The organism is Rhodococcoides fascians A44A (genome assembly GCF_000760735.1).
In the GTDB taxonomy this organism is placed as follows: Bacteria; Actinomycetota; Actinomycetes; order Mycobacteriales; family Mycobacteriaceae; genus Rhodococcoides; species Rhodococcoides fascians_E.
Map to the genome: position 1 here is coordinate 2,726,104 of NZ_JMEX01000008.1, position 1,197 is coordinate 2,727,300.

Annotated in this window: 1 protein-coding gene; it reads right to left on the reverse strand. The window is 65.4% G+C overall.

The window, feature by feature from the left end:
• Positions 1 to 1,197 (reverse strand): phosphopantetheine-binding protein (locus BH95_RS29150; protein ID WP_208601197.1); only part of this gene is annotated, 1,197 nt, incomplete at both ends.

A 1,197-nucleotide genomic window follows, 5' to 3' on the forward strand; every position in this document is an offset into this window, starting at 1 on the left:
CAGTGGGAGGTCGGTGGCGAGATCGAACCCGGCGGCGATGAGAGCGGCGATATAGGTGTCGGGGTCGGTATCGGTGTGGGGGTGGGTGTTGTCGGTGCCGCGTAGGTCGGTGATCTCGATGGAGAGTCGTTCGGTGATGTGGGTGGGTTCGACGATGTGTTGGGTGAGGGTGCCGTCGTGTTCGACGAGCAGGGTGCGCAGGGGGTGGTGGCGGGTGACGAGGTCGCCGATGGCGGTGGTGAAGGCTGCGGTGTCGAGGTTTCCGGTGAGGGTCCAGATCGTGGGGACGACGTACTGGGAGGCGGGTCCGCCGAGTTGGTCGATGATCCAGAGTGCTTGTTGGCCGTAGGAGGCGGGGATCGGGTCGGTGAGCGTGATGTCGGTGATGCGTACTGGTGACAGGTGTCCTGTGGCGCCGTCGCCGGTGGTGTCGAGGGTGGCGATGGTGGTGTCGATGAGGTGCGCGAGGCCGGTGATGGTGGGGGTGGTGAACACTTCGCGCAGGGTCAGGGAGGTGCCGAGTTCGGCGTTGATGCGGGCGGCGACGCGGGTGGCGGTCAGGGAGTGCCCGCCGAGGCGGAAGAAATGGTCGTCTGCGGTGAGTGTGGTGTCGTCGGTGAGTCCGAGGACTTCGTGGAACAGCCGCCCGAGTGCTTTTTCCGTATCGGTCTCGAGTTCTTGTCCGCCAGCCAATGCCCCGGTGAGGTCGGGTGTGGGTAGGGCGCGGTGGTCGAGTTTGCCGTTGGGGGTGGTGGGGATTTCGGTGATGGGGATGAAGACGGTGGGGATCATGTAGTCGGGTAGTCGGTCGGTGAGGAATGCCCGTAGTTCCTCGTCGGTGGCCTCATTGTCGGTGGTGCTGGTGTGATAGGCGGCGAGGTATTTTCCGGTGCCGCTGCCGCTGCCGCTGCCGTTGGTGTTTCCGGGGTGTTCGGCGGCGATGACGATGGCGGTGGAGACGGCGGGGTGGTGTTCGAGGACGGTGCGGATGTCGTCGGTTTCGATGCGGTAGCCGCGGATCTTGACCTGATCGTCGGTGCGGCCGAGGTAGTCGAGTTGGCCGTCGGTGTTCCAGCGGACGAGATCGCCGGTGCGGTAGAGGCGCTGACCTGATTGTTCGCCGGATCCGGTGGGGTCGGCGATGAAGCGGGTGGCGGTGAGGTCGGGTCGGTTGATGTAGCCGTCGGCGAGTTGGGT